The sequence below is a fragment of the Paraglaciecola sp. G1-13 genome (assembly GCF_055809255.1).
In genome coordinates, this window is the sequence record NZ_CM147903.1 from 4314392 (window position 1) to 4340750 (window position 26359).

24 protein-coding genes are annotated in these 26359 nt (G+C 45.5%); 15 read left to right on the forward strand and 9 right to left on the reverse strand.

The window, feature by feature from the left end; genetic code table 11:
* Window positions 1-9: 9 nt before the first annotated feature.
* Both AC0L6N_RS18235 and AC0L6N_RS18240 read left to right on the forward strand, forming a co-directional pair.
* A complete protein-coding gene (locus tag AC0L6N_RS18235; RefSeq protein ID WP_473476613.1) occupies window positions 10-801 on the forward strand; it encodes a tRNA1(Val) (adenine(37)-N6)-methyltransferase in 792 nt (263 codons plus the stop codon).
* A 113-nt stretch (window positions 802-914) separates the two neighbouring features.
* The gene (locus AC0L6N_RS18240; protein ID WP_011576674.1) at window positions 915-1292 is read left to right on the forward strand and encodes a hypothetical protein; all 378 of its coding nucleotides are present in this window, start codon (window positions 915-917) and stop codon (window positions 1290-1292) included.
* Window positions 1293-1368: 76 nt separating this feature from the next.
* Here AC0L6N_RS18240 and queG read toward each other — a convergent pair whose 3' ends face one another.
* Window positions 1369-2562, reverse strand: a complete 1194-nt coding sequence (queG, locus tag AC0L6N_RS18245; protein ID WP_473476615.1) for a tRNA epoxyqueuosine(34) reductase QueG — start codon at window positions 2560-2562, stop codon at window positions 1369-1371.
* Between queG and AC0L6N_RS18250 the strand changes: the two genes are divergently transcribed.
* From AC0L6N_RS18250 to hflC, 9 genes are all read left to right on the forward strand, one after another.
* A complete protein-coding gene (locus AC0L6N_RS18250; protein WP_473476617.1) occupies window positions 2550-4085 on the forward strand; it encodes an NAD(P)H-hydrate dehydratase in 1536 nt (511 codons plus the stop codon). The two genes, queG and AC0L6N_RS18250, sit on opposite strands and share 13 nt — an antisense overlap.
* Window positions 4082-4543, forward strand: a complete 462-nt coding sequence (tsaE, locus tag AC0L6N_RS18255; protein ID WP_006994039.1) for a tRNA (adenosine(37)-N6)-threonylcarbamoyltransferase complex ATPase subunit type 1 TsaE — start codon at window positions 4082-4084, stop codon at window positions 4541-4543. The genes AC0L6N_RS18250 and tsaE overlap by 4 nt, the downstream gene beginning before the upstream one ends.
* Window positions 4540-5877: an N-acetylmuramoyl-L-alanine amidase gene (locus tag AC0L6N_RS18260; RefSeq protein WP_473476618.1), complete on the forward strand. Its 1338-nt coding sequence runs from the start codon at window positions 4540-4542 to the stop codon at window positions 5875-5877. The genes tsaE and AC0L6N_RS18260 overlap by 4 nt, the downstream gene beginning before the upstream one ends.
* Window positions 5878-5926: 49 nt before the next feature.
* Window positions 5927-7822: a DNA mismatch repair endonuclease MutL gene (gene mutL, locus AC0L6N_RS18265; RefSeq protein WP_473476621.1), complete on the forward strand. Its 1896-nt coding sequence runs from the start codon at window positions 5927-5929 to the stop codon at window positions 7820-7822.
* Window positions 7806-8753 (forward strand): tRNA (adenosine(37)-N6)-dimethylallyltransferase MiaA, encoded by a 948-nt coding sequence (gene miaA / locus AC0L6N_RS18270; RefSeq protein ID WP_473476624.1) that lies wholly within the window; start codon window positions 7806-7808, stop codon window positions 8751-8753. Before mutL ends, miaA begins: the two co-directional genes overlap by 17 nt.
* A 79-nt stretch (window positions 8754-8832) precedes the next feature.
* Entirely contained in the window at window positions 8833-9084 is a 252-nt protein-coding gene (hfq, locus tag AC0L6N_RS18275; RefSeq protein WP_006994043.1) for an RNA chaperone Hfq, read from the forward strand.
* Window positions 9085-9109: 25 nt separating this feature from the next.
* Window positions 9110-10408, forward strand: a complete 1299-nt coding sequence (hflX, locus tag AC0L6N_RS18280) for a ribosome rescue GTPase HflX (RefSeq protein WP_473476625.1) — start codon at window positions 9110-9112, stop codon at window positions 10406-10408.
* A gap of 63 nt (window positions 10409-10471) precedes the next feature.
* Window positions 10472-11620 carry an FtsH protease activity modulator HflK gene (hflK, locus tag AC0L6N_RS18285; RefSeq protein ID WP_011576681.1) on the forward strand — a complete coding sequence of 383 codons (1149 nt, stop codon included), beginning with the start codon at window positions 10472-10474 and terminating at the stop codon, window positions 11618-11620.
* Window positions 11621-11623: 3 nt separating this feature from the next.
* Complete coding sequence (hflC, locus tag AC0L6N_RS18290) at window positions 11624-12508, forward strand: protease modulator HflC (RefSeq protein WP_033185239.1); 885 nt, start codon at window positions 11624-11626, stop codon at window positions 12506-12508.
* 357 nt (window positions 12509-12865) lie between these two features.
* Here hflC and AC0L6N_RS18295 read toward each other — a convergent pair whose 3' ends face one another.
* The 7 genes from AC0L6N_RS18295 to AC0L6N_RS18325 form a co-directional block, all read right to left on the reverse strand.
* Window positions 12866-13297 carry a DUF3859 domain-containing protein gene (locus AC0L6N_RS18295; protein WP_473476627.1) on the reverse strand — a complete coding sequence of 144 codons (432 nt, stop codon included), beginning with the start codon at window positions 13295-13297 and terminating at the stop codon, window positions 12866-12868.
* Window positions 13298-13350: 53 nt separating this feature from the next.
* Complete coding sequence (locus AC0L6N_RS18300; protein WP_473476630.1) at window positions 13351-14010, reverse strand: glutathione S-transferase family protein; 660 nt, start codon at window positions 14008-14010, stop codon at window positions 13351-13353.
* Window positions 14011-14022: 12 nt separating this feature from the next.
* On the reverse strand, window positions 14023-14631 hold the full coding sequence (locus tag AC0L6N_RS18305) for a glutathione S-transferase family protein (RefSeq protein ID WP_473476633.1): 609 nt from the start codon (window positions 14629-14631) through the stop codon (window positions 14023-14025).
* Window positions 14632-14679: 48 nt separating this feature from the next.
* Entirely contained in the window at window positions 14680-16575 is a 1896-nt protein-coding gene (locus AC0L6N_RS18310; protein WP_473476636.1) for an ABC transporter substrate-binding protein, read from the reverse strand.
* A 193-nt stretch (window positions 16576-16768) separates the two neighbouring features.
* A complete protein-coding gene (locus AC0L6N_RS18315; protein WP_473476639.1) occupies window positions 16769-17188 on the reverse strand; it encodes a DUF4112 domain-containing protein in 420 nt (139 codons plus the stop codon).
* Window positions 17188-18270: a ferrochelatase gene (hemH, locus tag AC0L6N_RS18320; protein ID WP_473476641.1), complete on the reverse strand. Its 1083-nt coding sequence runs from the start codon at window positions 18268-18270 to the stop codon at window positions 17188-17190. Before hemH ends, AC0L6N_RS18315 begins: the two co-directional genes overlap by 1 nt.
* A 102-nt stretch (window positions 18271-18372) precedes the next feature.
* Window positions 18373-19971 carry an AbgT family transporter gene (locus tag AC0L6N_RS18325; protein WP_473476643.1) on the reverse strand — a complete coding sequence of 533 codons (1599 nt, stop codon included), beginning with the start codon at window positions 19969-19971 and terminating at the stop codon, window positions 18373-18375.
* 221 nt (window positions 19972-20192) lie between these two features.
* Between AC0L6N_RS18325 and AC0L6N_RS18330 the strand changes: the two genes are divergently transcribed.
* From AC0L6N_RS18330 to AC0L6N_RS18345, 4 genes are read left to right on the forward strand one after another with little or no spacing between them, the layout of a single operon-like run.
* Entirely contained in the window at window positions 20193-20726 is a 534-nt protein-coding gene (locus AC0L6N_RS18330; protein WP_473476645.1) for a hypothetical protein, read from the forward strand.
* A gap of 8 nt (window positions 20727-20734) precedes the next feature.
* Window positions 20735-22492 carry an OmpA family protein gene (locus AC0L6N_RS18335; protein ID WP_473476647.1) on the forward strand — a complete coding sequence of 586 codons (1758 nt, stop codon included), beginning with the start codon at window positions 20735-20737 and terminating at the stop codon, window positions 22490-22492.
* 17 nt (window positions 22493-22509) lie between these two features.
* On the forward strand, window positions 22510-23013 hold the full coding sequence (locus AC0L6N_RS18340; RefSeq protein ID WP_011576692.1) for a Rab family GTPase: 504 nt from the start codon (window positions 22510-22512) through the stop codon (window positions 23011-23013).
* Window positions 23010-25166, forward strand: coding sequence for a putative bifunctional diguanylate cyclase/phosphodiesterase (locus tag AC0L6N_RS18345; protein WP_473476649.1), 2157 nt, complete (start codon window positions 23010-23012; stop codon window positions 25164-25166). Before AC0L6N_RS18340 ends, AC0L6N_RS18345 begins: the two co-directional genes overlap by 4 nt.
* Here the strand turns inward: AC0L6N_RS18345 and AC0L6N_RS18350 are convergent.
* A complete protein-coding gene (locus AC0L6N_RS18350; RefSeq protein WP_473476652.1) occupies window positions 25123-26307 on the reverse strand; it encodes an acyl-CoA dehydrogenase in 1185 nt (394 codons plus the stop codon). The two genes, AC0L6N_RS18345 and AC0L6N_RS18350, sit on opposite strands and share 44 nt — an antisense overlap.
* Window positions 26308-26359 lie beyond the last annotated feature (52 nt).

Genomic DNA, 26359 nt, shown 5'->3' on the forward strand with positions numbered 1-26359 from the left:
GGACGTTCAATGAAGCGCCAAGGGTTTCAATTTAAACAGTTCTTTATTGAGCACCAAGATTGCGCCATGAAAGTCGGAACCGACAGCATCATGCTCGGCAGTTGGGTGACCGAGGGTGATTTAATAAATGCCTCAGAGACACAAAGATTTCTAGACATAGGAACGGGTAGCGGCTTGTTAGCTATTATGCTGGCCCAAAAAAGCAGTGAACAAACCCATATTAGCGGAATTGATATCGATAAGGATGCTATTGGTCAGGCCACACGTAATATGGCCAACAGCCCTTGGTCGCATAGACTCGATGCGCAGCAAGCCAGTGTGCAATCATTCACACAAAACCGTGGTAACCCCAAATTTGCCCTTATCATCAGTAATCCACCGTATTTTAACAGCCCGATTCTAACGCATGATAAACAGGCCCAGAAACGCGTGGCCGCGAGGCAAACCAGTGAGCTAACACATCACACGCTACTCAATAATGTGGTGCGATTGCTTGCCCCCTCAGGTGTGTTTTACTGTGTTTTACCCAGCGATGTTAGCCAAGCATTTATTGAATTGGCAGACCCGTTAGGGTTAAGTTTAATAAAGCAGTTAACGGTGTTTTCTAAACCCGATACAAATGCCCTTCGAGAACTACTTGCCTTTCGCTTTAATGACCCTTCCTGTATACGCGACACCATTAGTCGTGCCCTTACTACCCCTGAGCCACCGACCCGTGACACCTTGACTATTTATACACAAAGTCACCAATATTCAGACCAATATAAAGCACTTTGCAAAGACTATTACTTAAATTTTTAGTTAGAGCTTGCGCATAAATGCGACAAAAAACGCTAGATAGTTGAGTGAAAATTACCTAATGTGAAGATAAGCGAACGAAAAAGAGTCCGTTTGCTTATCTTCAGGAGGTTACTATGCGTGCTGTACCGCTACCAAACTCCGTTTCATCTTTGACTGACCGCTTACACGTGTTGGAGTTTCATTGGCATGGCGTCGGTCTGCAAATTCCTAAATTTGCCTTGTATGCTTGTGTGCCCAACCCGACTTTCACCTGCTTCGTACAACGTCATCACAGGCAAATTGCCATCATGGAATTTGGCCGCTACACCTTGCCTATTCTGGATCCACTTGAAGACGACTTACAAGACCACGCTAACTTCGTGGCCATTGTCAGTGTGGCCAGAGGAAATCGCTTTGGTTTGTATGGATTTCCCACCGACAGTGAAGGGTATGAGTTCACTCTGCCCATGGATCACGAAAGTGTTCCTAGGATTGTCCAGTATTTCATCTGATGATGAGTGACTAACGAACGGTTATTCGGGATAGATATGGCATTTCACATGCGAGATAATCGTGTATGCGAACGTGTTAAGCGTCTCGTGCCAGGCCTTTCTCGATGCTGCGAATTAACCGCTGATTTAAGCGTTTTTCTTGCGGGGCCAATAACGAATCGTCTCGAGGCGTAATATCGTCAACGGCCACGACTGAGATGCTTTGTGCTTTCTTTAAGTCCTGCTCATTTAGCGCCCAGCGAGCATGCTCTTTCACCAAATCTGTACCGTGAGCAGCTAACGCTGTGATTGCCTCATAGGTATGCGTCGAATAAGGTGCATTGCCTAAGGCAATCGAGATATTGCGTTGCCAACGTTCATGCCCTATGCGACGAATAGCGGACCCTTCGGTATTTTTTAAAAACGTGCTCTCGTCCCACATCGCCAACTCGGCTAATGTTCTACCTTGTAAAACGTCTCTAGGGTGAAAATCAGTTTCATTGGTAATTTTCGCGTAGCGATTCCACGGGCAAATCAGTTGGCAATCATCGCAACCATAAATGCGATTGCCCAAGGCACGGCGAAACGCTTCTGGAATAGCCCCTTTTAATTCTATGGTTAAGTAGGAAATACAGCGTTTAGCATCTACTACATAAGGTGCGACGATCGCCTGGGTAGGGCAAATGGTAATACACGCATTGCAGCTGCCGCATTGTTCTTCAACTGGCGCATCAACCGGTAGCGGAATATCGATAAACAACTCCCCTAAGAAAAACCATGACCCGCCTTGTTGATTCAACGTAAGCGAGTGCTTACCCGTCCAGCCGATACCGGCTTTTTCCGCCAGCGCATGTTCTAGCACAGGGGCGGAGTCTACGAACGGCCTAAAGTTAACGGTTGTACATTCTGTGCGAATTTTTTCGCCCAGTTTTTTCAATCTATTACGCAATAATTTGTGGTAGTCACGGCCCAATGCGTAACGGCTTATATAAGCTGACTCTTTATTTTTTAACGTGTGAGCAAATTTGGCATCTGGGGGTAAGTAATCCATACGCACGCTAATAACGCGCAGGGTACCGGGCAACAACTCAGCTGGCCTCGCGCGCTTCATGCCATGCTCAGCCATAAAGTTCATTTGCCCATGATAGCCACTGTCCAACCACGATTGCAGCTTGTCTTCATGAGTAGATAAATCAATATCAGCAATACCAACTTGTTGAAAGCCTAGCGCTTCGCCCCAAGCCTTGATATTTTGGGCTAATTGATGGAGATCATATTGTGCAAAAGACATTAACAACCTTGACGGAAAATTGGGCGCCGAGCAGTTTATCACAGAAAGTTTTTCTCGCGCAGCAGGTACGTCAACAGGAAAAAGCCGCCGCGGCAGCCAGCGGCTATCAGATGTACGCGTTAATGCAGCGTGCGGGGCAAGGTGTATTCCGCCATCTCAAAGTCATCTTTCCCTATGTGCATAATTTACTAGTAGTAGTAGGTGCCGGCAACAATGCGGGTGACGGCTATGTGGTTGCCACCTTGGCTAAATTTTTTGGCTGGCAAGTGACAGTGGCCGCCCTTGTTCCGGATAAACCACTGCACGGTGATGCCTATACTGCGCAGCAGACTTGGTTATCAGAAGGCGGAGAGATTATTCCATGGCGAGATGCAGATTTTTCAATTTATGACGTTGTCGTCGATGGCATTCTCGGCACAGGATTAAATGGCCAAGTTAGAGATGACGCCCTTGATCTCATCAATGCTGTCAACGCGTCGAACCTGCCAATATTGAGCATTGATGTACCTTCAGGGCTAAATTCTGATACGGGCGTTCCACTTGGTGCCTGCGTACAAGCCGATTGTACCGTCACGGTAGTTGCCCTAAAAGCGGGCTTGCTGACAGGACAAGGCAAATCATATTGCGGCAAGCTCATCTATGATGATTTAGATATAGCAGATGCTTTCAATGCGATTGCCACGCCTCATGCTTACTTGGTCAATTATGCCCACTTACCCACACTGAATAAACGTGAAGCCAATGCCCACAAAGGCCACTTTGGCCGTTTGCTGACGCTGGGTGCCAATACAGGCATGCCAGGCTCGTTACGTTTGACGAGTGAAGCCGCGCTTCGCACAGGCGCAGCGCTAGTGCGAGCTTATTGCCATAGCGACAGCCGATTGCCTATCTCCATGGGTCGCCCAGAGTTAATGTTAGCCAGCGACCAACTTTCATCACAACTTGATTGGTCTTCCTGCATCGCTATGGGACCAGGTTTAGGCACTGACGAATGGGCTGTGTCCTTATTTAATGAGGTAATGAACCATTTACATTCGACGCAAAAACCCTGCGTTATTGACGCCGATGGACTCAATTTGCTGGCAGACGGTAGTGCTTCACACCAAAGCGCGTTGTCAAAAGAGCGCAGTGTGATCACCCCTCACCCAGGAGAAGCAGCGCGTTTGCTGGGTAGCAGCGTTGCCGAAATCGAGCAAGACCGTATAAAAGCAGCCCAGGCTCTGGCGAACAAATATAATACCATAGCGGTACTTAAAGGAGCTGGCAGCATCATTAGCAATGGTGAACAAAGCTGGATTTGCACTGACGGCAATCCTGGTATGGCAACCGCCGGGATGGGCGATACACTCACGGGGATAATTGCTGGGCTTCTTGCCCAAAAGATGACGGCCACGCAAGCGGCTTTATATGGGGTATGTTTGCACGCAAACGCTGCGGATAACGTTGCCCACCAATATGGTCAACGTGGTATGCTTGCCAGCGATCTTTTTGAACCTTTACGAGTATTAGTTAATCCCACATGAAGCATTCTTTTTATTTAGCGGATGAGCAGGCCACAACTGAATTAGCTGGGCAGCTTGCCAATCTCTGCAGCCGCGCTACGGTCATTTATCTGGAAGGAGATCTCGGTGCAGGGAAGACCTCTTTTTGCCGCGGTTTTATTCACGCTTTAGGCTACAAAGGGCGAGTTAAAAGCCCCACCTATACACTGGTGGAGCCATACGAAATAAATGACTGGCGCATATTTCACTTTGACTTATATCGTCTATCTGATCCTGAAGAGCTAGAGTTTATCGGGATCCGTGATTATTTTGACGACGACTGCATATGCTTAATCGAATGGGCAGATAAAGGCGAAGGCCTCTTGGCAGCGGCAGATTTACACATTAGTATTGAATTTATTGAAAATAGTCGCTCGTTAACTGTGCAAGCAAATAACGAATATGGACAAACACTACTGAGCGAATTGGCCCAAAAATGAAGTATCTTTGGCAAAAAATAACAGCGGGAATTTTCAGCATTATGCTGCTCTTGGTCGTTCCTGCCAGTTTCGCCAAAAATGCCATTGATAGTGTCCGAATTTGGCCCTCCCCCGGCAGCACGCGGATCGTATTTGATCTTGAAGACACACCAGAATATAGCTATTTCACCTTAGGTAACCCTGATCGCTTAGTCATTGATTTAGCGGACACTGAGAAAAATTTCGACTTTGCTAAACTCGCGAATAAGAGTCCTTTAGTTAAAAAGGTTCGCTATAGCTCAGCCAAAGAAAAAGGCAGCATACGGGTTGTCATTGAGTTAAAGAAAAAGCTCGAAAGCACGCTATTTGCCTTGCCACCGACCGAGCCCTATCGAAATCGTTTAGTAATAGATTTAGATGATAAAAACGCCCCTCAAACTGCCCCTACTGTTGTCAAACACAATAATTCTCAACAATCACGCGACATTGTGATCGTGTTAGATGCTGGCCATGGCGGTGAAGACCCTGGGTCTATTGGCCGCGGCGGCACATTTGAAAAAAATATCACCCTGAATGTCGCCCAGCGCTTAGCCAAACTGATCGATGCCGAACCCGGAATGAAAGCGGTTATGACGCGCTCAGGCGATTATTATATTTCCCCTAATAAACGCCCCGACATCGCCCGCAAGCACAAAGCAGACTTGCTGATATCAATACACGCTGACGCCTTTACTACACCTCAACCGCGAGGGGCTTCGGTGTGGGTATTATCTATGCGCCGCGCTAATTCAGAGTTAGGCCGTTGGATGGAAAAATCAGAACGCCACTCTGAGCTACTTGGAGGGGCTGCAGAGGTCATTCAAGACACCGCAAGCGAGCGCTACTTAACACAAGCCTTGTTAGATATGTCTATGGATCACTCTCTCACCACCAGTTACGATTTAAGCCGTAAGGTCATAGGCAAGTTGCGGGGCATCACCAGAATGCACAAAAAAATCCCCCAGGCGGCTAGCTTAGCGGTATTAACCGCGCCTGATATTCCGTCCATTTTGGTTGAAACGGGTTTTATCTCAAACCCAAGCGAAGAGAAGAATTTGAATTGGTCCAAATTCCGTCAGCAACTGGCCGATTCAATCTTTACCGCGGTGAAAACCCACTTTTTAGACTCCCCGCCTGATGATTCACTATGGGCAAAACAGAAACGCCGTAATCGTACTCACAGAGTGCGCAGCGGCGAAAGCCTATCGTTACTTGCCCAGCGCTACAATGTAGGCGTAGGTGATATTAAAGCCGCGAATAACTTAAGCTCCGATGTAGTACGCATAGGACAAGTGCTGACTATTCCTCGCACTTAGTCCGTTATACAATAACGCCACAGCTCAATTATCTTTTTAAGGTCTTTTTTTGTCAGCCACCAGTGCAACGATACGTATTTTACCCGCTCAACTTGCTAACCAAATCGCCGCAGGTGAAGTGGTGGAAAGACCTGCGTCTGTTGTTAAAGAGTTAGTCGAAAACAGTCTCGACTCTGGGGCGAGTCAAATTGATATCGAAATAGACAAAGGTGGGCATAAGCGCATTTGTATTCGCGACAATGGCGGTGGTATCGAAAAAGACCAGCTGGCACTTGCTTTAAGTCGCCACGCCACCAGTAAAATTAGCTCCCTAGACGACTTAGAGCACATTCACAGTTTGGGCTTTCGCGGAGAAGCTTTAGCCAGTATTAGCTCAGTGGCACGCTTAACATTGACCTCAAAACCCATAAATCAGCCACAGGCATGGCAAGCCCACGCAGAAGGACGCGACATGCAGGTGCAATTAAACCCTGTGGCTCATCCTGATGGCAGCAGTGTTGAGGTGATTGATTTATTCTTTAACACCCCTGCTCGGCGTAAATTTTTACGGGCTGAAAAAACTGAGTTCAATCATATTGATGAGGTCATCAGGCGTATTTCGTTAAGTCGCTTCGATGTCAGCTTTAGCTTAAAGCACAATGGTAAATTACTGCGCAAATACCCTGCGCTTACTGAGCAAACCGATCACCTTAAACGCTTAGGGGCGATTTGTAATAAGGATTTTGCCAATACGGCCATCGCTTTAGACAGCCACTATCAAGATATGCAATTAACCGGCTGGATAGCCCCGCCTGATGCAACGACCCAGCAATCCGATGTGCAGTATTTCTACGTAAACGGTCGCATGATGCGCGATAAGTTGATTAACCACGCCATTCGCCAAGCGTTTGAAGGCGTTATCAGCCCTGATTCATCGCCAAATTACGTGCTGTACTTAAACATTGCGCACCATGAAGTGGATGTAAATGTGCACCCAGCCAAACATGAAGTACGCTTTCATCAAGCTCGTTTAGTCCATGATTTTATCTTTCGTGCGCTTGCTGATGGCATCCATCAATACTTTAGCAACACACCAGCGCAATCTGGGCCCAGCCAGTTGGCAGAGGTGACGCTGCAACACGATTACATTGCCCCTCTTCAATCGGCCCAGCAATCAACTACCGGTGTTGCTGAAGGGGCGCCAGCTTCCCAGATGCATTCTTCATTGCCAGATTATTCGTCGGCCCTAAGTAGCGAGTCATTAACGTCTGAAAACCACTCACTCAACAATACAGCTGGGCGCGCTCAAGCTCCTGGCTCTGGCTCTGGCTCTGGCTCTGGCTCTGGCAATAGTTTATCGGCACAGGCGGTAAAAGGTTACCAACAACTCATGAGCACCCAGCATGTGCTTAACAGTGACGTGACACACTCCGCCCAGAATGAGCACTTATGCGTGCCGGTGGACGAAGAAAGACTATTGGTGCTGTTTGAAGCTCAGCACTATGTGTTAACTATCCGCGCCCTTGTGGCGGCGCACATCAGTACCACCTTTGATACAGATAACTGTGTGTCACAACCATTACTGATGCCAGTTTCAATTGTCGCTGACCAGCCCGCGCTTCAGCGAGCACAAGCCATGTATGAAGCGCTACTGAATAACCGTGTAGAAATCGGTTGGAGTCAAAAGCGCGTTATCTTGAAAAAGGTACCATCTGGTATGCGCCATCTACCTTGGGCAAACATACTGCCCGAGTTGCTTGATAACGCCGTTTCAGATGAAAACGAGGTTAAAACACATTTATTTAATTGCATCGCATTGCATTCACCAAAACTTACCCCACTTCAGATGCATGAAACGTGGACAGCACTCATTGCTTACCCACGTACGTTTGAAACTTTGATGAATACAGCGGTGTTATTACCGCTGGCAACTTTAGTAAGCGCCCATATTGAATCAACACACTGACAATCAACAGCTTCCACCTGCTATTTTACTCATGGGGCCTACGGCTTCCGGTAAAACCGCACTGGCCATTGCGCTTTGTCAGGCCCTTCCCTGTGAAATAATCAGTGTTGATTCAGCGTTAATTTATAAAGGGATGGATATTGGTACCGCCAAGCCCACGGCCGAAGAGCTTGCTCAAGCCCCCCATCGACTCATCGACATACTCGACCCAGTACAAAGTTATTCTGTGGCTGAATTTAGACGCGATGCTTTAGCAGCCATGCAAGATATTGCTCAGCGCGGGCGTATTCCATTGTTGGTCGGTGGCACCATGATGTATTACAAGGCATTAACCGACGGTTTATCCACTTTACCTCAAGCAAATCCACTGGTCAGAGCAGAAATTGAAAAGCAAGCCGAGAAAAATGGCTGGCAAGCGCTACATCAGGAATTACAAGGCATAGACCCGGTTTCAGCACAGCGTATTCACCCTAATGATCCGCAGCGTTTGAGCCGTGCTTTAGAGATTTATCGCATCAGTGGTAAATCTATGACCGAATTAAGTTTGAATAAACAACCTTCGGCCCCATATCAATTTTCACAATTTGCTATAGCGCCATCAGACAGACATATTTTGCACGATAGAATCGCACAACGCTTTGATATTATGCTGAATTCTGGTTTTGAAGATGAAGTTATAAAATTAAAATCTCGAGCAGATTTACATTTAGATTTACCGTCTATGCGCTGTGTGGGTTATCGACAAATGTGGCAGTATTTAGACGGTGAAAATAGTTACCAAGAAATGCGCGAAAAAGGCTTGGCAGCCACCAGACAACTGGCTAAACGCCAACTAACGTGGTTACGCAGTTGGCAAAACCTACATTGGTTAGATACCTTTTCAAAAGACAATTTGACTAATGTGATGAAACTCAGCAGAATTCGTACGTGAGCCGCGAGCTATACAGCCTTTTTAAATTCTGTATACTGGGCAAAAAGGCGAGTTTGATAATAAAAAGAAAGGATAGATGATGGCTAAAGGGCAGTCTTTACAAGACCCATTTTTAAATGCGCTACGCAAAGAGCGTATTCCTGTATCAATTTATCTTGTCAACGGGATTAAATTGCAGGGTCAAGTTGAGTCATTTGACCAATTTGTCATTTTGCTAAAAAACACCGTCAGCCAAATGGTATATAAGCATGCAATTTCTACCGTCGTTCCTTCACGGGCGTTACCGGTTGCTGCTACTAATCCTCATGCGGATGCTGACGAGAACCAATAGTTAGTGAAGGTCCCAGGAGAACGGCTTGTTTGACCGTTATGAAGCAGGCGAACAGGCTGTATTAGTACATATAGATTTTTCTGATGACAACAGCAAAGAAGATCTACTAGAACTTCAGTTGTTGGCCACATCTGCGGGAGTAAACGCGGTTGATGTCGTTACTGGCAGCCGTAATGCTCCTCATACGCGCTATTTTGTCGGCAGTGGCAAAGCAGAAGAAATAGCGAACACCGTTAGAGCATCTGAAGCTGATGTGGTTATTTTTAATCACAGTTTATCGCCATCTCAAGAACGTAACTTAGAGCAATTATGTAAATGCCGTGTGCTGGATCGCACCGGATTGATTTTAGATATTTTTGCGCAACGTGCACGTACCCACGAAGGTAAGTTACAAGTAGAGCTCGCCCAACTTAAACATATTTCTACACGTCTTATCCGCGGCTGGACTCACCTTGAGCGTCAAAAAGGCGGGATAGGCTTGCGTGGTCCAGGCGAAACACAATTAGAAACCGACAGACGTTTGCTGCGTGCGCGTATTAAAAGTATTCAGGGGCGGTTACGCAAAGTACAAAAACAGCGTGAACAAGGCAGGCGCGCGCGAGTGCGGGCTGAAATCCCGACCCTAGCGCTTGTGGGTTATACCAATGCTGGTAAGTCGACCTTGTTCAATACGATCACTCAGTCTGAGGTATACGCAGCGGATCAACTATTTGCCACGTTAGACCCAACATTGAGACGAATTGAGTTACAGGACGTTGGCCCAGCAATATTGGCTGACACGGTTGGATTTATTCGCCATCTTCCTCATGATTTGGTCGCCGCTTTCAAGGCAACACTTCAAGAAACGCAGCAGGCAGATTTATTACTCCACGTGGTTGACTATTCCGATGACCAATTTCGTGAGAATATCGATCAGGTTAATGAGGTATTGGACGAGATTGACTCTGACGAAATACCCCAATTAATGATTTGTAACAAGATTGATCGCATGGACGGCGTTGAGCCACGGATCGATCGAGATGAAAACGGCGTACCAACTCGCGTCTGGATGTCGGCACAGCAAGGCTTAGGAACTGAATTATTGTTCGAAGCACTGAGCGATTGTCTAGCACAGAATATGGTGCGGCATCAGTTACGCATTCCACCGCAAGAAGGTAAACTACGAGGTGATTTGTTTAATTTAAACTGCATCTCTAAAGAATCTTATGCCGATAATGGTGACTGGTTAGTAGAGATACATATGCCTCTTGCAGATTGGCAGCGTTTGGCAAAACACTCTGATGCTGATTTAGCAGCCCTTATTGTGAAAAGCACTGAAGCATAGCGGTTATCCGGTACGTAGAATTTATAAACAAAATATATATGATTAACTATTTGGAGAGTAAAGATGGCTTGGAATGAGCCCGGTGGTAACAATAACGATCCGTGGAAGAACCGCGGTGGTCGCGATCAAGGTCCACCTGATTTAGACGAAGTATTTAAAAATATTTTAAATAAATTCGGAAAGTTCGGTGGTGGAAAAGGCGGCTCTTCTGACGGCAAAGGCTTCGGTTTGGGTCTTGGTTTGGTTGTTGGCCTTTTAGTTATCGTTTGGTTCATCAGTGGTTTTTACACCATACGTGAAGCTGAGCGCGGTGTGGTATTGCGTTTCGGTGAGTTCAGCCACTTTGTTGAGCCTGGCCTACGCTGGAAACCGACGTTCGTTGATAGTGTGTTACCCGTTGACGTGCAAACGGTACGTTCACTGCCTTCTTCTGGCTCTATGCTGACCGAAGATGAAAACGTGGTGCGGGTTGAGATGGAAGTACAATACCGTATTCTTGAACCGTATAAGTACAGCTTCTCGGTGACTAGCCCAGAAACAAGCTTGAGCCAAGCGTTTGACAGTGCCATTCGCTACGTAGTGGGTCATTCAAAAATGGATGACATCCTCACCAGCGGCCGTGAAGTGGCACGTCAAAATGTACGTGACGAACTTCAAGCAATTTTAGAACCCTACGATATGGGGATCTCAATAGTTGATATGAACTTTAAAGATGCCCGCCCTCCAGAAGAGGTGAAAGCCGCATTTGATGACGCTATTGCCGCCCAAGAAGATGAGCAACGCTTTATCAATGAAGCAGAAGCTTATTCTCGTGAAATCGAGCCTCGTGCTCGTGGTCAAGTCAATCGTATGGCGGAAGAAGCGCAAGCATATAAAGAGCAATCTATCCTGCAGGCGCAAGGTGAAGTTGCACGTTTCGAAGAGTTGCTTCCTCAATATAAAGCAGCCCCTGAAGTGACGCGTAGCCGTATTTACTTGGAAACGTTGGAAGAAGTGTACGCTAACACCAGCAAAATCATGGTAGACACCAAAGGTAGTGGCAACATGCTTTATCTACCACTAGACAAAATCCTGGAAAAACAAGCCTCCAGCACATCGCCATCAACAAACCGTAGAACGCTAGAAGGTTTACGTAATCAAGATCCAGTATCAAATAGTGGCTCACAAGATAACGGCATTCGTAGTGGCAGTTCACGTAGTGGGAGAAACTAAGCGATGAAAAATTTCTTAATCGTCATCATTATCGCACTAGGTGCATTGGTCCTTAGCTCACTGTTTGTCGTGGACGAAGGTGAAAAGGCCATCGTGATTCAATTCGGTAAAGTTCAACGTGATAGCGACAGCGGTGAAACCGTGGTTTTCGAGCCCGGCTTACACTTTAAGCTACCGCTAATTGACCGCGTTGTAACCCTAGACGCACGTATTCAAACATTGGATGAAGTAGCTGACCGTTTTGTTACGTCAGAGAAAAAGGACTTAATCGTTGATTTATACGTCAAATGGAAAATCAAAGACTTTGCTAAATACTACTTGGCAACAGGTGGCTTTAAAGACAACGCTGAAATCCTTTTACAACAAAAAGTAAACAACGGACTACGTTCTGAATTTGGTACTCGTACCATTTCGCAAATCGTATCTGGTGAGCGCTCAGAGTTGATGGACGAAGCGATGGCGCAAGCATCAGATAGCTCAGATGAACTCGGTATCGAAATTGTTGACGTACGTGTTAAGCAAATCAACTTACCGCTGGAAGTACGTAACTACATTTTCCAACGTATGCGTACTGAACGTGACGCGGTTGCCCGTGAGCATCGCTCTGAAGGTAAAGAGAAAGCTGAATTCATCAAAGCAAATATGGACGCAAAAGTGACCGTAATGCTTGCTGACGCAGAACGTAACGCTCGTAAATTACGTGGTGAAGGGGATGCAAAAGCCGCTGAAATTTACGCTAAAACCTATACCAAAGACGCTGAGTTTTATAACTTCCTACGTAGTATGGATGCATACAAGAACAGCTTCAGCAACAAGCAAGACGTTATCGTGCTTGAGCCTGACAGTGACTTCTTTAAGTACATGAAGAACGAAACAGGCAAAAATTGATCTTGTTTATAAGAGCTGTGTAGAAGGCTCTTTGAAAAGAACGTGAAAAGCGCCAATTTGGCGCTTTTTTTATGCTTGTTTTTTATGTCCTGCGGACACCTATCGCCTTTGCCCACGGCGCACAGCTTTGCTGCTTACTTATTGTGGTGCCTTATATCCGAAAACGTAACCGAAGAAGAAAATCGTGCTATATCAAGCGGCTGTCACATTCACCTAAACAATTGGCCGTAAAAGGGCGAATTAACTATGCGCAAACAGCGAATTAGGACAATGCTCCATCGTCTAGAAAAAAAGTGAGGTCTATAGGAGGGAATCTCAGAAATACTCTCTGGGTAAATACGGCTTTATTTTTCTTCTTCAATACCCCCGACGTTTCCAGAATTGAATTTCGCCATCACCGTGTTCTATTAGTACGCTGAAGGTTTTTTCTGCTAATACTTTGCCATTTAGTTCTATCACCATTCGCCAGTCTCCCACTTTATTTTCTATAGGCGGCCAGATGGTGTCCCCTAGATAGAAGTCCCAGTCGTTGTTGTCTACGTACACCTCGCCTTGGAACGGGGGCATGATGTTTCCTTTGTCGTCAGGAATATCTGGATGATAAATCCAGTACGTAAGCTTTTTGCCCTTGGCTTTTTTACAGTTAATAATAAAACCGAATTCTATATCCAGTTCGGCTGGAATGTCCGTGGTGAAGGTTTTTATCTTGGGCAAGGCTTTGTCATGTTCACCCCAGTGCTTGTATATGCCATAACTGGTGATATCAAAAGACGAGCGTAATTTAGACATTACGCTGTCCCTCGTGCTTTCTTTGATATAAGCATTGTTCTACGTCAGAGGAATTACCGAGTGACAATGGTTTGTGCCCCTTTGACCAAATTTTCTTTGTCAATTTTATCCGGTACTTGGGTGCCTTTACGGGCCAATGGTCTGGCTTCGATGCTGTTCTTCCAACGTACTAAATTATCCAGGCCTGAAATATCGATGCCTGACCATTCGTACGTGCGTACCCAGCACCAATTTGCCATATCGGCAATGCTGTAATCCCCTGCGAGGAATTCATGCTTCGCTAATTGTCCGTCTAATACTTCGAACAGACGTCGGCCTTCTTTTTGGTAACGCTCGATAGCCGGTTGAATTTTTTCAGGGAAATAACGATAAAACACGTTGGCTTGACCCATCATTGGCCCTACCCCGCCCATTTGAAACATTAACCACTGGATAACTTGCGAACGGCCTTTGGCATCTCTGGGGATGAACTGCCCCGTTTTTTCAGCTAAATACAGCATGATCGCGCCGGACTCGAACACGGCGAAATGATCTTCATCTTTGTCCACCAGCACCGGGATTCTTCCATTGGGGTTACGTGCTAGGAATGCAGGAGTTTTCTGTTCTTGCTCCATTAAGTTGATGTTGTGCACTTGGTAAGGCAACTGCATTTCTTCAAGTGCGACAGAGGCTTTCCAGCCATTAGGAGTAGACGAGGTATACAAATCAAACATGAAGTATCCTTTTTATGCTTTAGCGGCTGGGCGTGCGTTAACGGCATCGTACCAACGTTGTAAGTGTGTTTGCTCTGGTGAAATCCGCACATTAACCACTCGACCGAAATCGATTGAACATACCGCTGTGATATCCGCAATACTGAATCTATCGCCCGCGATAAATTCATGCTCAGCTAACCGATTGTTTAAAATGTCGAGAAACTTAGCGGCGTCTTGCCCGGCGACTTTTCCATACTCAGGCACAGGCGTCATACGATCTTTGAAATATCCCGTAGAGTGTTGAAAACACATGCCGATTTGCATGAAAAGGCCGAATTCACACTGGCGCTGCCACATGTCGATTTGTGCTTTTTCTAATGGCGTGCTGCCCATTAGGGGGCTTTCTGGATGCAGCTCTTCGAAGTAGCGACAAATTGAGACAGATTCATAGATGCACGTGCCGTCGTCTAGTTCCAGCACAGGCACTTTAGCCATGGGATTACGGGCGCGCATAGCAGGGCTTAAATTTTCACCGCCTTGTATGTCGACTTGAACGTACTCCATGGGAAGGTTTTTTTCGGCCAGAAAAAAACGCACTCGACGGGGCGTAGGTGCGGTTTGCGTTTCGTATATTTTCATTTCACGGCTCCAGTGTCAGTTGCTGCACTGGGCAATGAACACATGTAATTAGTTATGCTGTAACCAATATCGGTTTTTCAGCGTTTGGTATTGCTCAGTTTTTTTATATTCTTTTAGTGCACTGTCAATCAAAGGAATTAATTCCTTATGTTTATTATGCACATAGTGATAAAGGGGTACAGTAATAATTGTTCTGTAGGTGCTGTTACTGATGAGCAATTTGTTGTCGATAATCTCGCTGGCACCGAGCACCATTAACCCTTGTTCATTGTCATTGAACGCACGAAATAAGGTCTCGACCGTATCGTACTTTTTGAGCTTAACCTGATTCTCGTTGGCCCAGTTATTAACGACCAGTAAATCATTAATAACGGATACTTCACTCGCTTTTGGCAGGCTAGTGGCACACATATCGAGATCTTTACATACCAAGTAAAACGATACATTGGCTAAAGGTTCCGGTATTTGCTGCAAAGAAGGAGCAAGATGTTTGTAACCGTCAACTCGGATTAACTCTCCATCCCCGCCAAATCGATAAGCGTTAAGAGACGCTTCAAGGGAGCCAAACCGCGTGACTGATATGCCATAGCCCAATTGCTGATAAATATCTTGCATCAAGTTTGAGGCAAAAAACGACTCTTTCAATCCAGTGACTGAAGCAAAATATAGTTGAGGAAGTTCAGCGGCTTGCGCATAAGTATTCATCTCATAATCGACATGAGTGCGCTTCAATATTCCCTCACGCAAGGGGGCTGAGTTATCTTCGTAAATACTTTTAGCGATACTTCTCGCAGCATTTTTCGCAATATCATCCTTGGCTTCACGATCAAAAAACTGCACCAATGTACTTGAGTTTGCTATTGAATTGGCCGCAGTCTTAACTCGGTCGCTGGGCAAATCTTGAGTAAATTGAGTATTTACCACAGGCAGTGAATCAAACCCCATGGCCATTTCTTTGTTATTGGCCAACAGAAATCGTAGCAATGGCGCCAAGTGAGCCTTGTTTTTAGCTGAGCGGGGCACCACCCATATCTCCAGCGGAGCGACCTCGGCTTGGTTCATTTGATTAGCCTTAGGGAACGAGAAAAAGCCGATATCTTTGTTCCGCAAGGGGTCGATAGTCCCTTCTGCAAATTGTCCCATTAACGTCATTGCTGCTTGCTTAGCTTCGACTACTTTCATTACTTGTTGCCAAGTCCAGTGGTGCTGCGGCGCAAAAAACCATTCCTTTGAAAGTAACTGCTCAAATTGTTTTAAAAACGTTTCTGTCGTTGGGCCTGCCAATGCTTGCCCATCAATGACTTGCTGACGAAATTCGAGTCCGCCCGCGTCTAACGACAAATAATCTAACCACGCAAGGGCGGGCCAGCCTTCTTGCACTGCTTGGACCAATGGATTTGCACCTTGCTCTTTTATGCGCTGGCAAAGGGCTATGAATTCTTCCCAGTTATTGGGTGGTTTTACGTTGAGTTCCTGAAAAACGGCTTTGTTGTAGTAAAAACCCCAGCCGTATTGTGCGATAGGAAGCGCGTAAGTTGCAGCGTCTTCATTGGAGACGCTTTGCTGCGTGACACTGTGCAATACCGCGGGTTGAATAGACCTTTGTAACTCTTTCCTTGGCAGTAAAGAGTCTATTGGCTGTATCACATCTTGTGCAATCAGCGAGCGAAGGCGCTCTCCTGCCTGCCAATAGAGTAAGTCGAATTCACCCGTTTCAAGCCACCGAGGTAATAAGCGTTTGAATTCTTTATCGCTAAAGAAGGTTACCTTGACATCGTATTGGCTAGATTGGGATGAAAAGTCGTTGAACGCCCCGCGGTATATATGACTTTGACGTTCGTTTGTGGTCAAAACCGCTACAGACAGTACCTGCTGTGCTTGAGCAATCGCCGAAAAGCTAAGAAAGAATAAAACTCCCCATAGGATGTTAATGATGTTACTCATATAAATACATGTCCAGCTCAAGCAAGTTGTAAAGGGCTTCAAAGATATACAGCGCCGCGCTGCTAATTCATCCCTACAAAACCGCAAATAATACTTACTAATGCTAAATACTTTAACCGATTTTGCACATTAGACAAAAGACGATTTTTTACACTACAAAAGCGGTTTAACGCTAACTTTAGTCGTATTTACATCAGTTTGACTCGTTCTCCCAGCGACTTAGGTGCTCAGCAGCTTGGGATTTAAGTGTCTGATGATGGGTTTGAACCCACCAGTTTTCTAACAGGCGGATATTCTTGCGGTTCGCTTTATAAAAGATATCACTAATATCCCCAACAAATGGAATTAAACCAATCAGGAAATCGAAGATGGCATTGCGCACCATGGCTATACGAAGTGTTTTGGGCGCACCCATTTGCCCAGCCAAATGAATAATGTGTGCAGACATCGCCGCAGTTGCTAAATCCCCCATACCAGGTACGAGTCCTAAAATACTGTCTAAGCCGAAACGGATTTTAGTGAAGGGTATGCCCACAGCAGTATCAAGCAAATGTGCCATTTTTTGTGCTTTACGTAAGGCGGCTGGCGCTTTAAGTGTTTGTGGGGTAGTCATTATTTATCACTCCCCATGGCGGTGGCTAAGTCAGCGCTTAATTGACTGTTTCGGTCTGGGCACTCCCAGCCCCCTAGGTTCTTTTCAATCAAGCTCTCAAGCGCGGCAATGTGTTGTGGCTGGGCATTGAGCGCAGCGATGTATTCGTAGCGCTGCCCACCAGCTTCCAGAAAATAGTCTCTGTTCTCAATGCCGATTTCCTCAATCGTTTCTAAACAATCAGCGGAGAAACCAGGGCAAATCATTTGCACTGACTTGACACCCTGCTCTGGCAAAGACTTAAGGGTATGATCGGTATAAGGTTGCAACCACTCTTCTCGACCAAAGCGAGATTGAAACGTCACCATATACTCATGTTTACCAAGACCAAGCTTTTCCGCCACTAAACGCGAGGTTTTATAACACTCACAGTGGTACGGGTCGCCAGCGGTCAGATACCGTTTTGGGATCCCATGATAGGTAAATATGAGTTTATCGGCTCGTCCATGAGTGGCCCAGTGTTCGGTAATGCTGCCTGCTACTGCGTCGATATAAGGCGTAAAATCATGATAGTGACTGATGAACCTAACGTCTGGTATCCAACGAGTTTTGCGCAATACCTCGCCCAAGGCATCAAAAGTCGAACCATTCGTTGCCCCGCTATACTGAGGATAAAGCGGCAGCACCAGCAATTGACGCACCCCCTTTTCAAGCATGTTCTGAGTGACTGATTCAATCGACGGCGAACCATAGCGCATAGCAAAATCTACCACTACTTTGTCGCCGTACTTTTGCTGCATACTTGTGGCAAGCGCATTGGTTTGATCTTGCGTATGAAACATAAGCGGCGAGCCGCGATCGGTCCATACAGTGCTATAAGCATGGGCCGATCGCTTAGGCCGAATGTTTAGGATCACTAAGTTAAGAATCATCCACCAAATTAGTTTAGGCACTTCAACCACTCTTGGGTCTGATAAAAACTCGCGCAAATAGCGTTTCAAAGCGCCTTTTTCGGGCGCTTCTGGTGTACCTAAATTAGTGATCAGTACACCAATTTTATCAGCCTGCTTATGGGTAAACGTTTCATTAGAACGGTATTTCATTTCTTCACTCTACTTGTGTTAAAGACGTCAATGCATCAAGTACGTTGCAAGCACCAAATTAGACTTAATGCGCTGTAATTATTACCGCGACATAAATGCCACTTACCCAGTGTAATAAGTCTCTGCCCCAGGCCCTACCGGCATGCCTAAAAGAAATACCCACACATAAAATAACAAGGTCCAACCCACCATGAATACAAGACTGTAAGGCAACATGGTGGCAATTAACGTACCCATGCCTAAGTCTTTTTTATACTGAGCGGCGATAGCTAATATCAACCCAAAGTAACTCATCATGGGTGAAATCACATTCGTCACTGAATCTCCTATCCGGTACGCCGCTTGAATTACCTCTGGAGCAAAACCCACCAGCATCAACATGGGAACGAAAATAGGAGCAGTAACCGCCCATTGGGCCGAAGCACTGCCAAGGGACAAGTTCACCATGCCACACATCAAGATAAAGAAGATAAATACGCCAGGGCCGTCAAGGCCAATCGTTTGAATTAACTCAGCACCTTTGACGGCAAGTACAGTCCCCAAATTTGTCCAATTGAAGAAAGCCACAAACTGCGCGGCAAAAAATACTAAGGTGATGTACAGCCCCATCGCTCCCATACTTTTAGACATCGCATTGATGACGTCTTTATCATTATTCATGGTACCAGCGATTTTCCCATACACGAATCCAGGTACAGCAAAGGTAATAAAAATAAAAGCAACAATCCCTTTTAAAAATGGCGAGCCAGCAACGGCACCAGTTTCAGGGTGTCTTAAAATGCCATTTTCTGGAACTATGGTCAGCGCCAACACACCACACAGTAGCGCAAAACTTACACCTGCCCAGCGCAACGCTTTTTTCTCTAGGGCTGTTGGAGCACTCATTTCTTGTTTGCCCAACTCGATTGAGGCTTCACTTGGGTCGTACTGGCCTAAACGCGGCTCTACGATTTTCTCCGTTACAAATGCCCCTAGGCCCGCCACTAAGAAAGTACTGATAAACATAAAGTACCAATTCACTTCTGGGCCCACCACATAATCTTGATCAATCATATGGGCTGCCGCTTCAGTGATACCTGACAAGAGGGGGTCGACCGTACCGAGTAATAGATTGGCGCTATAACCACCAGACACACCAGCAAATGCAGCCGCAAGGCCAGCAAGAGGGTGACGCCCCAAAGAATGAAATATCATTGCCGCCAGCGGTATCAACACCACATAACCCAACTCTGAAGCCGTGTTTGACAAAATACCCGCCAGTACAATAACCACGGTTACCATGCGCTTAGAGGCATTCATGACCATGGCACGCATTGCGGTTGACAATAAGCCTGAATGTTCAGCAACGGACACCCCTAGCAAGGCCACTAACACCGTTCCTAACGGGGCAAAGCCTGTAAAGTTGGTGACTAAATGTGTGACTATTCTTTGCAAACCTTCTGCGTTAAGCAGCGATACCACTTCTATCATGCCATCCGGTGCACGCCCTTTCGCATCAAGCGGGCGAGGGTCGACTACACTGACGTCAAAGTAGCCTAAAACACCACTGATAATGACAATCGCTGTAGCAAGTAAAGCGAACAGTGTAATAGGGTGTGGCAGTAGATTTCCAAGCCATTCTACTGTTGCGAGAAACCTCGAAAACCACCCTGTCGGGTTCTCTTGGCTTGTTTGTTTTTTCTGATCGTTAGCGTTTTGCAAACCGACTCCTTAATTATTCTTATCTGCTTTCACAGTTACACGCATATAGTACCTAATTCGCTAAACAAACGTTAGAGTTCAGGCAAAGGCAGTCATTTACTGTTGTTTTATTAGCCACAACGTCTACTTTTTGATAAAAAAGTGTTTGTATATCAGACAGAACGCTTTATTGTTGTATAAAAAATTAGACTTTTTATTGTTGCTGCCACAAGGAAATTCAGATGACAAATAAGCAGTCCCAAGACAAAACTGATAAGCAAAATCCTACAACTGAATTAGCGCAACTTCGGCAAATCGTTTTTGGTGATGCTCAACAGGACTTAGAGCAAAAAATCGACCAGTTAGGACAAAGCTTACAAGCCCAACTAAAACACCTAGAACAACAAACCTCCCGTCAATTTTCGCAACTTCAAGCTGCTTTAGAAAAGCATGTTCATCAGTTGGAAGATAAACTCCTCAACGCGGATAAAGACCAAGATGCCAAAGCAAGCGAGTTGTTCACACTGAACAAGAATCTCTCTAGTGAATTGGAAATGGCAGAGGCAGCCAACAAACAAGAAACAGATGAAATACATAAGCGTATCGATCACGACTTAGCGACATTGTCGAATAAGTTCTCTGAGCAACTCAAACAAGCTTTGGCTCAGCTTACTCAAGTCTCAAATGAGCTCAATGCCAGCAAAACAGATCGCAAAACCTTGGCTAAATTACTGTCTACTGTAGCTTCAAACTTAGAAACTGGCGATGATGAGTAACCTTTATCATGTCGACTCAGGGAAGTAGTAACGAGTCTGAACACGACCCGCAACTTCAAGAGCTGCGGAGAATTCTGTTTGGTAGAGATAATCAACACATCACCCAAGCCCTTCGTCAAAATGCTAGAACGATTGTCAGTGAGGTCTTTTCAGAAGCCTTCAAAGATCGCCAAGACAAAGACGGTAGTGTAAAAAAAGTGATGGCGCCGTTAGTCGACAAATCAGTTGAGTACTCTGTATCCAATCGTAAAGAGCAATTTGTCGGTTATCTGTACCCCATAGTTGGCAGTGTAGTAAGAAAATCCGTTACGGCATTTTTGACCGAGTTTATCGAACGAACCAACCAACTACTTGAAAACAGTCTAACTATCAAAGGGCTCACATGGCGCTTCCAAGCTCGACAAGCAGGGATACCCTACGCCACTTATATTGCCAGTCAAACATTTAACTACCGTGTAGAGCAGGTCTTTTTAATCCATAGGGAAACTGGTTTACTGCTTAATACCCTTGCCTACAATCAGCAATCGTCAGCTGATGCAGACTTGATATCGTCCATGCTGACGGCCATTAATGATTTCGTTTCAGACTCCTTCAGGCCAAATAAAGACGGTCAAGAGCAAGGCTTAGATATTGTCAAAACCGACGATTTCACCTTAGTTCTCAAAGCAGGGCCAAGTGCCATTTTAGTTGCTGCGGTAACGGGAAATATGCCGCAAAAAGTAGCGAACCAATTACAGCAAACGATTGAAGAAATTCATACGCTATATGAGCCTCAGTTGAGGGAATTCAAGGGCGATGCGTCGGCCTTTGCCGATTGCGACCAACAACTTGCTGACTGCTTGGTCTCTGAGTTAAAAGACAGCGAGAAAGCAAAAGAGTCAAAACCTTGGATGGCATGGGGGATATTGCTTTTTATCGCGATTGGGGCTGGCTATTACAGTTACAAACTGTGGCAAATACAAAACTACGTACAGAAAATATCTAGTATCAATCAAGAGGCTGGGATCATGCTCGTACAGGCCCAACGGAACGGCATTAAAGACATATCAATAGATATACTGCGAGACCCTAACGCCGAAAAAATCAACAGTTGGTTGGCTGAGCAAAATATTCCACAGGAGATGGTGCGTGTGACTGAAAAGCCTTATCTGTCTCTTGAAGAGCCCATCATGCAAAGTCGCCTTAGTAACGTATTGGTGCAATATCCGAGCTTAACTTTAGCGAACAATTCAATCAGTGGTGAGCTTGATCAACAGCAGTATTTTGACTTACGAAATCGTGTTCAGCAGTTGCCGGGGATGCTGGATAGCGAGAGTGTGCTAGGGCAAATTAGTGTTACCGACCCACTCACGCTACAAATGGATGACGTTGAGAGCATCCAGACGCTTATCGACCTCAAAATTAACCAATTTAACGGTGCTTCGATTGAGTTTGCCATCAATAGCTCACAACTGACACCTGAAGCGAAAGATGGTATCAGCACTGTCGCAGAGATTGGTAAAACACTATTGAATCTTGCCAAGCAAACGGAGCAAGAAATGAGCTTCATCGTTATTGGCGCCAGTGACGCACAAGGTTCACGGTCCTATAATGAAGTGTTGAGCATCAAACGTGCCCAGACAGTAAAAAATGCATTGCAGATGCGTGGGATCCCAGCCGATAAGTTAAATGCTATCGGTATTGGCATTGTTGACGTGCCCGCAGCAGGCAATGGTGCTCGTAAGGTGCTGTTTAATGTTATAAAAACTCATGCCACACAGCCGTAATGGACAGCTAGACAATTATGATCCAAAAAAAAATATGTGTACTCGGTGCCTCTGGAGTGGGGAAAACTAGCCTCATAAAACAATACGTTGAGGGTATTTTTTCTGAAAAATACCTCACTTCGATTGGCGTCAAGATAGACAAGAAGCAAGTCCAATGCGAAAGCAACACAGTTCAGTTCATGCTGTGGGACATTGAAGGAATCGACCGCTATTGCGGCTTTCAGCCTAAGTATCTCAGAGGCGCAGCCGCTATCATCATTGTGGTCGATCATACGCGCTCGCAATCACTGATTGAAGGCATAGAAATCTACAATTTAGCAAAAGACGTCGCCAACATACCGGCCATTTTGGCCATTAACAAAGCGGATTTAAGTACTGCGTGGCATTGGGAAGAAGATGAGTTAGCAGAGTTATCAAGCCCGTTCAGTCATACATTCCGGACAAGCGCGAAGACGGGAGACAATGTAGAGCTTCTATTTTCAACGTTGGCTCAACAGTTACTAAGTGAGGCTGAACAATGAAATTATCTCTTTTGAAAGCACTTGGAATTATCGATTGTTGTATTTTTAAACGTATCGACGCACAACATTTCGAAACCGTTTACGCAGAAAATGCATGGATAGATTTACTGCTTCCAGGTGCAAGAGATAACAAAGCATTCACCACACCTACTGACAGCCCCTTTTTAGACGATTTTTTGATGCAAGCAGAAGAGTTTTGGGAGTACGCTGATTATGGAAAAATTGAATCAGGCATTTGGAACGAAGAAATAGAAGATAACGAGCTTAAGCTCAATGCCTACGCGAGCATGGACAAGGGTGATTGCTATATCGTAATTCATAATGTGATTGAGCAATTTCAGCAGCGCCAACAAACACTTCAGTCAGCCCGTGAACTCCTCCTGTCAAATGATAAAATTGTCGCCCAGCAAGAATATGTTCATCAACGTTTGGATGACATGCTGAATCAGTCTTCTGATCTAAAAAGCATTCAGCAACCGATCAATGAAGTGATCGAAAAAACCGATATAGGGGTCGCAATATTATCACCCAATTTGCAACCTATAAGCCAAAATCCTGCTTTATACAGTCTCTTTGATACTCATATAACGCAGCCAGAAACTCAGCCTTACGAAATTATTTTGCAGCTATTCGAGAAGCAATACCCCGAGTTTGAAAGGGTCATTAGTACAGGCAGCCGCTGGAGCGGCGAGCTATTTTGGTTAAAACCACCGGGCACAGGCAAATGGATTAAGTTATCCATTTACCCAGTAAAAGCCGACTTTCAACAAATTACCCACTGGGTGTTTATGCTGAGTGACATTTCTCAGGTGAAGCATCTTCTGCAGAATAACGAGAAGCTAACCTATTATGATGCCCTGACCGATATTCCGAATCGCCAATATTTTTGGATGCAATTGGAGCAGTCAGTTAATAATGCAATGCCTTTCTATGTCCTGTATTTGGACATAAAAAACTTTAAGCGTATTAATGAAATTCACGGTCACTCCCGAGGTGACCAAATTATTAAAGAATTGGTTGAGCGCATTACGCCGCATATTAGCGAAGGTGACATGTTTGCCCGTATCGGCGGAGGCGAGTTTGCGATTATTAGGCAAAAAACTGTTACTGAACAGCAATGTATTGATCTTGGTCACAAGCTGATTGACGCCGCTGTTCAGCCTTTCTTTTTGCCTAACGGAACACATTGTGAAATCGGTTTAAACATTGGTGCTGCTAGCTTCCCCCGAGACGCTGATGACGCTGAAACCTTGATGAAGTTTGCTGATCTTGCGGTTTTCAACGCTAAAAAAGCCTCTAAAAGCAGCGTTCAATTTTATTCTCAAGAATTGAAAGAAGCCTCTCAGCGCATCATTGAATTAGAGAACGCTTTGCAAAGCGCCATCACTAATCATGAGTTCGAGCTATTTTTGCAACCTATGTTGGACCTAACAAGCGGCACCATTCTAAAAGCAGAAGCATTGCTACGCTGGAACCGTTTAGACGGCGAGCGCATCGGGCCTGATGAGTTTATCCCGATTGCAGAGCAAACGGGTCTCATTGTGCCTATTGGTAAATGGGTGATCTCTCGGGCATGTGAAATGATAAGCACCCTAAACCATAGGGGTTACAGCTGTAAGTTATCCGTGAATTTGTCGCCTCGGCAAATCAGTGATCGTCATTTATTAGAGTTTATTCGAGGCTCGATCCAGAACAGTCATATCCTGCCAAATCAATTGGAGCTAGAGTTAACAGAAGGTGTATTAGTTGATAATTACGACAAGGTGCAGTACTTACTAACCGAGGTAAGAAAACTCGGTGTCAGCGTGTCGATAGATGATTTTGGCACTGGCTATAGTTCACTTTCCTATCTTAAAAAGCTGCCTATTGATCATATAAAAATTGATCGCTCATTCGTGCAGGATTTGGTTAGTGACGAAAACGACAAAGCCATTATTTTAGCGATTATCGCCATGGCCCATAGCTTGAAGTTGAATGTTATTGCCGAAGGTGTTGAAACTGAGCTGCAACGTAACTTTTTGCAGCTCAATCACTGTAATCTTGCCCAGGGCTATTTGTTCAGCCGCCCGTTACCCTTTGCGCAATTTTGTGAGTACCTAAGTGCCAGCCCTACACAAAAGCTGATAACCCCGTCTGCGCCCTTCCCAGAATAAGCGCATGCACATCGTGAGTCCCCTCGTAGGTATTCACCGCTTCAAGGTTGAGTACATGGCGAATAATGTGAAACTCATCAGAAATGCCATTAGCCCCGTGCATATCTCTTGACGTACGTGCAATATCTAATGCCTTACCACACGAGTTGCGTTTGATTAATGAAATCGCTTCAGGGGGTAAGGCGTTTGTGTCCATTAACCGGCCAGCCTGCAAGCACGCCAAGAGACCAATTGATATTTCTGTTTGCATATCAGCCAGTTTTTTTTGTATCAGTTGGTTAGCCGCCAATGGGCGCGAGAATTGCTCTCTGTCCAAACAATATTGCCTTGCTTGATGCCAACAGAATTCAGCTGCTCCTAAACTGCCCCACGCAATGCCATATCGTGCCTTATTTAGGCAGCTGAACGGCCCTTTGAGGCCTTCCACGTCTGGCAAAATGTTCTCAACGGGAACAAACACATCCTGCATCACAACCTCACCGGTCACAGACGCCCTCAATGAAAACTTACCTTCTATTTTTGGTGCACTCAAACCCTGCATATTTTTCTCTAATATGAAGCCCCGGATCGCGCCATTGAGCTTGCCCCAAATGACAAACACATCAGCGATCGGTGAGTTAGTGATCCACATTTTACTGCCATTGAGACAATATCCACCATCGACCTCCTTAGCTTGCGTCAACATACTTGCGGGATCAGAACCAGAATTCGGCTCAGTCAAACCAAAGCAGCCCACCCATTCACCGCTAGCTAGTTTTGGCAGATAGCGCTGCTTCTGCGCTTCGCTACCAAAAGCGTAGATAGGAAACATCACCAAAGAAGATTGCACGCTCATGGCACTACGATAACCGCTGTCGACTCGCTCGACTTCTCTGGCTATCAAGCCATAACTCACATGGTTTACCTCAGCGCAGCCATATTTTTGAGGCAAAGTACTTCCTAGCAAACCCAACTCGCCCATTTCATACATAATGTCACGATCGAAGTATTCACCACGATTACCATGCAATATTCTGGGCATGAGTTTTTGCTGGCAGTACTCATGCGCTGCATCTGCAATCAGCTTTTCGTCTTCATGCAGAAGTGAGTTCAGCGCAAGCGGATCTTGCCAGTTAAAAATAGGGGTCGCTTGTCTGCTCATAGTACCTCGTTAATTTTTGCTTATTAAAAGCCATGTCGCTAGCGCTGCGGAA